The 8,537-nt window shown below is 35.7% G+C and carries 3 protein-coding genes and 2 pseudogenes; 2 read left to right on the forward strand and 3 right to left on the reverse strand.

Translation table 11 applies throughout. From position 1 onward, the window contains the following. Positions 1-401 precede the first annotated feature (401 nt). Together BLQ17_RS21070 and BLQ17_RS21075 are read right to left on the reverse strand one after the other, a co-directional pair. Positions 402-2,291 carry a hydantoinase B/oxoprolinase family protein gene (locus BLQ17_RS21070; RefSeq protein WP_092226149.1) on the reverse strand — a complete coding sequence of 630 codons (1,890 nt, stop codon included), beginning with the start codon at positions 2,289-2,291 and terminating at the stop codon, positions 402-404. A 2-nt stretch (positions 2,292-2,293) separates the two neighbouring features. Further along, the gene (locus BLQ17_RS21075) at positions 2,294-4,336 is read right to left on the reverse strand and encodes a hydantoinase/oxoprolinase family protein (RefSeq protein WP_092226151.1); all 2,043 of its coding nucleotides are present in this window, start codon (positions 4,334-4,336) and stop codon (positions 2,294-2,296) included. A 675-nt stretch (positions 4,337-5,011) separates the two neighbouring features. Between BLQ17_RS21075 and BLQ17_RS21080 the strand changes: the two are divergent. Both BLQ17_RS21080 and BLQ17_RS21085 read left to right on the forward strand, forming a co-directional pair. Beyond that, a pseudogene (locus BLQ17_RS21080) lies at positions 5,012-6,104 on the forward strand (IS3 family transposase). Between the two features lie 903 nt (positions 6,105-7,007). After that, entirely contained in the window at positions 7,008-8,027 is a 1,020-nt protein-coding gene (locus tag BLQ17_RS21085) for a response regulator (RefSeq protein ID WP_176761379.1), read from the forward strand. Between the two features lie 257 nt (positions 8,028-8,284). Here BLQ17_RS21085 and BLQ17_RS23020 read toward each other — a convergent pair. Then, positions 8,285-8,537, reverse strand: a pseudogene (locus BLQ17_RS23020) (IS4 family transposase); the annotation flags it as partial.

An 8,537-nucleotide genomic window follows, 5' to 3' on the forward strand; every position in this document is an offset into this window, starting at 1 on the left:
GCAACCTGGTTTTGAAAATGCGGGTTTTGCACTCTGTGATCCCCGTAAAATCAACGAACAGTTTTCAACTCTGTCCTGTTTTGGACAGCAATGAAATTGATTTATGAAAAATATTACATCTCATTTCTACGGCAAAAAAAATGATAGTGAATTCAAATTAATTCTTTAGAGAGTGTTAGTGTTTATAAAAAAGAAACATAAATGTACTACTAGTTCTATTTTATATTCCAAAAATTATATAATCTCTGTCTTAAATAATCAGAAGGGTAGTTGACGAACGTATTGTTGCAGCAGCCTGAAATTTCGTATTAAATGAAATTTTAAAAAAATAATACGCATTTGCCCTGTCTGATGTAAGATTAATAGAATGGTCTGAAATCACTATCAATTTATTTATGATTTTAAGCCATCACTTTATCAGGCCGATTTTTAATCAAATGTTCTAGTGAAATATAATCGGTTCTAGGTCCTTGAATATACTCTTTGAAGCTAGAGTCTTCAGATAACTTCTTTCGAAGAATTGTTGTGCTTTCTTCGTCTACCTCTAAAGTCTGTTCTTCTATCACTACGCCATAATCATTTTTTGCACCTTCTAATGATACATAGCCTTGTATTACATCCTTCTGGACCAATGCAATATCTCTTTCGAGAGGGTTACCATAACCTCCTCCGCCACCTGTCAACAAAACAAAACTGGATCCTTTTTCAAATTTCACATCAGATCTTAGGCTCATTTGCCAACCGCTCAAATCTTCAATATTGCTATCCAATTCCCTACCCATTATTGTTTTATAAGAACCGGATCGAGATTCCTTTAGCACATATTGTACAGAACCTCGCCCCCCTCCTTGTGTTCCTGGTGCACCTATTTTAGTTCTGGATGTTTCCATACTGAGCAACATGTCATCTTTTGGTTTAAATTTAAAAACCATCCCTACCCCGCCTCGATACTTTCCAGGCCCTCCTGAGTCAGGCCTCATTTCATATTGCAACCAGTGTACTGGATGACATTGTTCTGCAACCTCGGCGGACATCAACAAAGCGCTAACAATATGCGGATCATTACATGCATTCATACCATCATGACTGCTGCATGCCCCCCAGCCCCCTGATGGTAAATCTGATATGAGGTTTGGTGCTCCGGTCTTAGGGTCGTTAATTGAAGCTATGTACCAGTTACATTCTCCATAAGTAGAACCAATCGCTTTTTCTGGAGGAACTGCTTTGTTGAGTGCCATCCATACTGCAGTTGCTATTTTTGTTGCGGTATGTGTAGTAGAACCTATAGTTGGATACGGCCATTTTGCATTAAGAAAACATCCCTCAGGAACATGGATATCAAAAGCCTTGTACAGCCCTTCATTGATAGGCAATTCAGGAGCTAACATTCCGCAAAGAGAATAGAGTACAGCTCCATGAGTGTTCGCAAGCGGGGAATTAATAGCACCTTCTGCAAGAGGACTTGTGCCAGTAAAATCTATACCAATTTGGTCACCTTTGACGGTTAATTTAATTTTAACCTCAAGAGTTTTGCCTGTAATTCCATCCGATTCCGTATAATCTATACCTTCATATACTCCATCAGGCATTTTTCTGATTTTTTCTCTAAATATTGACTCCGTATATTTGACGACTTCTTTAGCACCTTTATTTACAACTGTATCAAAGCCAAGCCTATCTATTAATCCTTTCATTTCTCTTTCAGCAATTCTACAACACCCAATTTGTGCCATAAAATCACCTTCCACTCTATCTGGCATTCTAACTTGATTTTGCATTAATTTAACCAGATATTCATTCAATTTACCTTTTTCCATTAGTTTAGTAGGAAAAATTCTAAATCCCTCAGAAGCAATATGAGTTCCCCAAGCTTGACTACCTGTACCCCCACCTCCAACGTCGATCCAATGTCCTCTTGCGCATGCATATCCAGCATGTTTACCTTCGTAATACATAGGAGTTACAACTGTAATATCAGGTGTATGAGTGCCGCCAGCGTAGGGGTCATTTAAAACAACAGCATCACCCTCAGACATATCAGGAAATCTATTTACGCATTCCCGAGTACTAAAACTCATTGCTCCAAGATGAATAGGGCAACCGGCATTTTGTCCTATTAAATTAACATCTTTGTCGTATATTGAGACAGAAAAGTCAGCAATTTCATAAATAATAGTTGTAAATGACATCTTTTGAAAACTCTCAAACATTCTTCGAGGTATATATTTGAACCCTCCTCTAATAACTTCAAAAGTGACTGGATCTAGAGAGACTTTATATTCATTTTTCATAATTACACCTCCTCTAAAATAATGTTCTTGTATTGGTCAAAATTTGCTGTCCATTTTTCACTAACGACCAAGCAACTATTGTCCATTTCAATTACTGCTGGACCTTTAATAGAATGTCCATTAGTTAACATATTCATATCGAAAATAGGTGTATTTATAAAATGACCATTAAAATAAACAGATCTATGATTTTTAATGGCATCCTTCTCGTTTGTTTGTGCAATTGGATATTCGATTAATGATATTTTTTCTTGTTTGCTGGCACCCATTACTCGAATATCAACAATGGCAACAGCAAATTTAGGTTCATTAATCCCTCTTTCTTTTAAATGAGCTTCATTGAATTTATCTTTCAACTCATTCAGAATGAATTTGTCATATTTAGTGTTATTGTCTTTAATCATTATTTCATAATTTTGACCGACATATCTCATATGAAATTCATTGTGAGTTATGATATTTTGTTTTTCAACACCAAGATTAACCAAGTCATCTACAACATTATTTTTTAATCTATTAAGTTCGTTGTTCAACCTATCGATATCTGGATTTGCTAATTCAGTATATAAGGTCATTTCAGAATAAGTGCTAGATGGCATCATAGTTGCTCCCATGGCAGAGGCAACTCCGGAATTAGGAATAATTAATGCTTTTTTTACTCCTAACTCCTCCGAAATCTTACATGCGTGCATACCTCCAGCGCCACCAAATAGAACTGGTAAATAACTTCTCGGATCTCTCCCTCTGGAAGTTGTAATTAAAGAGTTAGCTCTTGCCATATTGACGCATGCAATATTTATAGCGCCTTCAGCAACTTCATATATATCTCTTCCTAATGGATCCGATATTTCTTTTTTGAAAATTTCTTTTACCTTATTAATGTCTAGATCCATTTTGCCACCGAGTGTACTATCTACACGACCTAACAATAGATTTGCATCCGTAACTGTTGGACTAATACCGCCCATTCCGTAGCATATAGGGCCTGGTTTTGCCCCAGCACTTTGTGGTCCGACTCTTAATCCTCCACCTTCATCTAGCCAAATTATACTTCCACCTCCAGTTCCTATTGACCTCACATCAGTCATTGGAACAATGAGCGGCATGTCAAGATCAATTTCGTAATCCATCGTCCTTAAATGACTACCATTCTCGATAACGCAAACGTCATAACTGGTTCCACCAGTATCTTGAGTCAAAATATTAGAATATCCTAATTCTGCTCCAATAAGTTCACCAGCTACTACTCCAGCAGCAGGACCAGAACCAATAAGCATCTCAGGACATCTTTTTATGTAATCAATATTACAAGTACCACCATCGCCTTTGATAATTGCTACTTCTCCTTTAAAATCTTTTGCGGCGAAAGAATTTTCAAACTTATCCATATAATCAGTGATTATTGGAGATAGTAGGGCTCTTACTGATACAGTAACCATTCGTCCAAGTTCCCTAAACTTCGGAGCGACGTCCACTGAAGCAATAACAGGTAAACCAGGAAAAGCTTCATTTAAAACTTTTTTAACAAATATTTCATTGTCTGCATTTAAATAACTATTGATAAAAACTATTGCTATACTATCTGGCTTTTCTACTTTGACGATCTCAATTAATTTTTCAACTTCATCATAACTTACTGCTTCAACTAAAGTACCATCAGCATCTACTTTTTCTCTTATTGTATACCTGTTTTTTCTTTCGATTAAAACTTCAGGTGTCTGACCATACATGTCAATCTCACCATAAAGTTGATTTCTCCCTCTCCTTATCTCAAGCGCATCCCTAAAACCTTCAGTCGTAATGAAAAGAGTTTTGGGCCACCATCCGTAATAATTTTTTGTAATTAGTGCATTTGTAGCAATTGTGCTCCCATGTACTAATACATCAATATCTTTTATTTCTACGCCTGATTTTTCAATCGCATTTATTACACCGTTCGCTAAATTATCAGGAGTCGTCAAGCTTTTTCCGACAAAAACCTGGTCTCCATTAGTGGCGTAAGTATCAGTAAAAGTTCCTCCTACATCGACACCAACTTTTAACATTTTTTTCTCCTTCTTCAAGTTTTCATTCTAGAGAATTCTCATCAATAAATTTTCATTTATGATGATTCTTTGTTGCTAGACCATTTTGGTTAATGTTAAATTTGAAGTATTAATATTACGATTCCATCCTGCAATGATTAAACTAACACTCATAGAGAAAAAGTTAAGCATCACCTCCTTTATTATTCCGGACAATTTTTTTTATTAGCTTATGTATTCAACAAACATCAAAGAAAATATAGTTTTAATTTTTGTTGAACTCTATAAACAATTAACCTTATGTTAATCTAGCAGTCAAGGACCTAGGATTTACTATTGATTAACTATTCAATTTAGTTGTAGTCGAATAAGCATTAATCGGACTCAGTCGTAAGTATCTGTTATTTAAGCGATTTATTTTGGCAAACATAGGTGCCTAAGATATTGATGCTAAACGTAAGGGTTTTTGGTTTTCTAATAAATTATTGGTTATGTTTTTAAATCTATTGCTCAATAAATAAAAAATAATAGATTTATTATTACGGTTTAATGTTTCATGAATTCCTTATGTTATTCTGTTGATGTGTAAATACATTAAAAATGTTGTATTGTTGAATTGTGATTATCTCATAAATTAATACCAGCAAGGATTAGAAAATTCAGACATACTGCCCAGATCAACAATCAGGTGCAAGTATGTGTAAGAAACGATTTGCCGAACATCAAATTATTAAGGTCCTCAACCAGGTTGAGGGCGGTAGGACAATGGTAGATGTAGGCCGTGAGTGCGCGACCTAAGCCAAGCCACGTTTTACAACTGGAAGGCCAAATACGGCGGCATGGAAGCTTCAGATATAAAGAAGTTGAAGGACATCGAAACTGAGAATAAGAAACTTAAGAATATTTACGCCAACTTTAGCCTTGAACATCAGATTCTGAAAGATATCATTGAAAAAAAGCTTTAAAGGCTGCAGGGAAACGACTGTTGGTTGATTATGGCCGTTGAGGCATTTTAGTTGAGCATCCGTGCTTGCTGCAGGCCGCTGGATTTCAGGCGCAGTGTTTATCAGTACTGCCCTGATCGTAACCGGGACCAGGGGGTGCATAGAAAAATTCAGAGAACTCGTCGAAAGATACCCTCGAAACGGTTTCCCGAAGCTATTTACCGTGTTGAGGCGTGAAGGATTCAGCTGGACCCATAAACGGGTTACCAGAGTGTATTGCAAAATGGGATTAACATCCGCCGCAAGGGCAAGCAGCGCCTACCATCCCGTAATCCTCAACCACTAAGCGTTCCTGCCGCCATGAATAAAAGCTGGTCAATGGACTTTATGAGTGACAGCTTGTGGGATTGGCGCAAGTTTCGCACACCCAACGTGGTGGATGATTTCAATCGGGAGGCTTGAGCCATTGAAGTTGATTTGAGTCTCCCGGCCAGACCTATAATCAGGGTTCTTGACAGGATGGCAATGTGGAGTTGGTTCCCAAACAAATTAGGGAGGACGCCGGTCCTTAATTTATCTCGGTTGCCTTAGTTGAATTGGCAGAGAATCACGATATTCATCTTGAATTCATTGAAAAAGGACAACCAACTCAGAATTTTTTCATTGAGCGCTTTAATGGAACGTTTCGTTCGGAGGTTTTGGCCTATTACGTATTTCACACATTGAGTGAGGTTAGAGATATGACCGAAAAGTGGCTTGAGGAATACAATGAGGAACGCCCACACTCCTCTTTGGGGAATCTTACACCAAGAGAATACAGCAAGGGTGAATATACGACCCAATAGCACTCCCAAGGGAAGTTATCAAGACCGGTCTCTAGGGGTTCTCGCTATGCTCGCAGCCTTGACAACTTTACCTCGGAGTGTCAGACTGATAGATTGCGATCGCGGGAGGATGCCTCCGGCGGGGCTCCCGCACTAGGATGAAAACCTCGAGTAGAAATGACCTTTTCTTCTAGTAGTTGTTGGCACTAAAAAGGGGATGTTGAAAACTATCATCAAAAATAAATTGCGACACTTATCTCCGAGAGTTTACTTAAAAAAAATCTAAAATTAAAACCTCGTTAAGTGGTTTTAATTTTTAGCATAAGAACTCTTAGTTTTAGAACTTTTAAAAAATCTATATATGTTTGAAATCGTATTTCTTAATGAAGTTGCTGTTCTTGTCATGCGCCCAAAGGTACTGTGATCATACAAAAAAATATTATAAAAATTATTTAAACAGAACAATTTAAAATTAAGTTGTATTTGTTTAAAGAATGTAACTAATATTTAGGAAAAAGACCTGTAAAAATAAGAAAATATTTTTATATCTGTTAGATGTGTTGTGTTTAACTTTTCTGTTCAAATATGCTTATTTAGCGTTTAAGTATTATCTTATTCTTTGGTTGTGATATTTGTTCAAGACATTGTTGTTAATATCAAATTAACTATTAAATAACTACGATATGTAGTTGAATGTCGATTTTTAGTTTGAAATATCATATGGTTACGTTTTTTTTCAGACAAAGCAGTAAAAAAATTATCTTTACAAAAAAACAAGATATAAAATATACTACGTTACACTCACTTAAAGCTGTGATGAGTTATGATGTCTATAATTTTTAATGCTAACACTATATCTTTGTATAATATACTGTATTGGTAATTTATTTAATTATCCCAAAACAGCTAATGATGAAAATGACTATGAGTGACAAAATGCATAATTTAAAGATTCACAATAGTTCGTTTGATGTGATGATTATTGACGACAACAAAGATAACTTAAGCTATTTAGTCAATGTGTTAAAGAATTTCAAAGAATACAACGTACGACCTATACTTAATGCAGAGTTGGCAATATCAAGTATTGAAAGCAAAACACCTGATATAATTCTTTTAGATATAAAGATGCCTTGTATTGATGGATTCAAGCTATGCAAGACAATAAAATCAAATAAGGAATTTTGCGATATACCTGTGATATTTGTTAGCGGATTAACTGATTATGATAGCAAAATAAAAGGCTTTTCTATAGGTGCATCAGATTTTATATGTAAACCATTTAATGATAAGGAAATTATTGCTAGGGTGAACCTACATATTTCGCTTCGAAACACCTTGCGCCAGTTAAAGGATAAAAACGAATTGTTGAATATAGAAATTCAACAAAGATTAAAAGCTGAGAAGCAACTAAAATTCATCAACCAAAATACAGAAGAAACAGTTAAAAAAAGAACCGAGGAGCTTTCCCTTGCAAACAAGGAACTGTTAAATAAAGAAAAGCAATTGCTAAAAAAAAATGAATCATTGCTAGAACTAAATAAAGCACTAAAAAACATGCTTGATCAGCGAAATTTAGAAAAAAAATCAATAGAAATTAGTATGGTTGAAAATATCAAAGAGTACATTGGTCCATATTTAGATTTGCTTCATTTCAATATTAAAGAAGAAAAATGCTTAGAATATTTAAACATTATTAATCGTAACATAGACGACCTTGTTGCTCCGATCGAGAGCCCGCTGCATGCGGTATATGAAAAGTTAACTCCTTCTGAAGTTAAAACTGTTGACTTAATAAGGCAAGGTAAAAGCACAAAAGAGATAGCTGATATTATGGTTGTTTCTCCATATACTGTTTCAAACTTTCGTTATAGTATTAGAAAAAAATTAAAAATTACCAACAAAAAGAGAAATTTAAAAGTGTTTTTGGAAAACCTAGTTTGATTTTGTAGTAAATAAACTTTTATTTTGTGTTAAATGCGCTTTTGTTCTATGTCGAAAATAGCGTCAATTAAATATTTTAAGCAATTAATTGTTTAGCAGTGTTTGTTTTTTAGATAAAAATTTTGTGTAAAAAATTCACAAATCTAAATACATTTAAACATTGCTGTCCAAAACAGGACAGAGTTGAAAACTGTTCGTTGATTTTACGGGGATCACAGAGTGCAAAACCCGCATTTTCAAAACCAGGTTGCTCTTTTTCATTTTGCTATCCTTGTCGGCTGTCCAAATCCTGGCAGTCGAAGTTGCACCCCTGGAATATCTGGTGGATGGCCGAAAGGATCATGTAGCCAATCAACCAGGTCCCTATAAGTGAAGAGATTCAGGCGCAACATGGTTGCCAGGTTTGACATTGACCACCCGAATTTCGACAGATGATGGAGGTACTTCAGTAAAAGCAAGGCGATAAGGGCTGTCCAAATTTGGATACGAAGGGCATTTTCGCTTGTACCG

The sequence above is a fragment of the Desulforhopalus singaporensis genome (genome assembly GCF_900104445.1).
Taxonomy (GTDB): Bacteria; Desulfobacterota; Desulfobulbia; order Desulfobulbales; family Desulfocapsaceae; genus Desulforhopalus_A; species Desulforhopalus_A singaporensis.

Excerpts from the sequence above, each read along its gene's own strand:
- BLQ17_RS21070 (WP_092226149.1), bottom strand. The coding sequence starts at position 2,291 with ATGAAAAATGAATATAAAGTCTCTCTAGATCCAGTCACTTTTGAAGTT.
- BLQ17_RS21085 (WP_176761379.1), top strand. The coding sequence starts at position 7,008 with ATGAGTGACAAAATGCATAATTTAAAGATTCACAATAGTTCGTTTGAT.
- BLQ17_RS21075 (WP_092226151.1), bottom strand. The coding sequence starts at position 4,336 with ATGTTAAAAGTTGGTGTCGATGTAGGAGGAACTTTTACTGATACTTAC.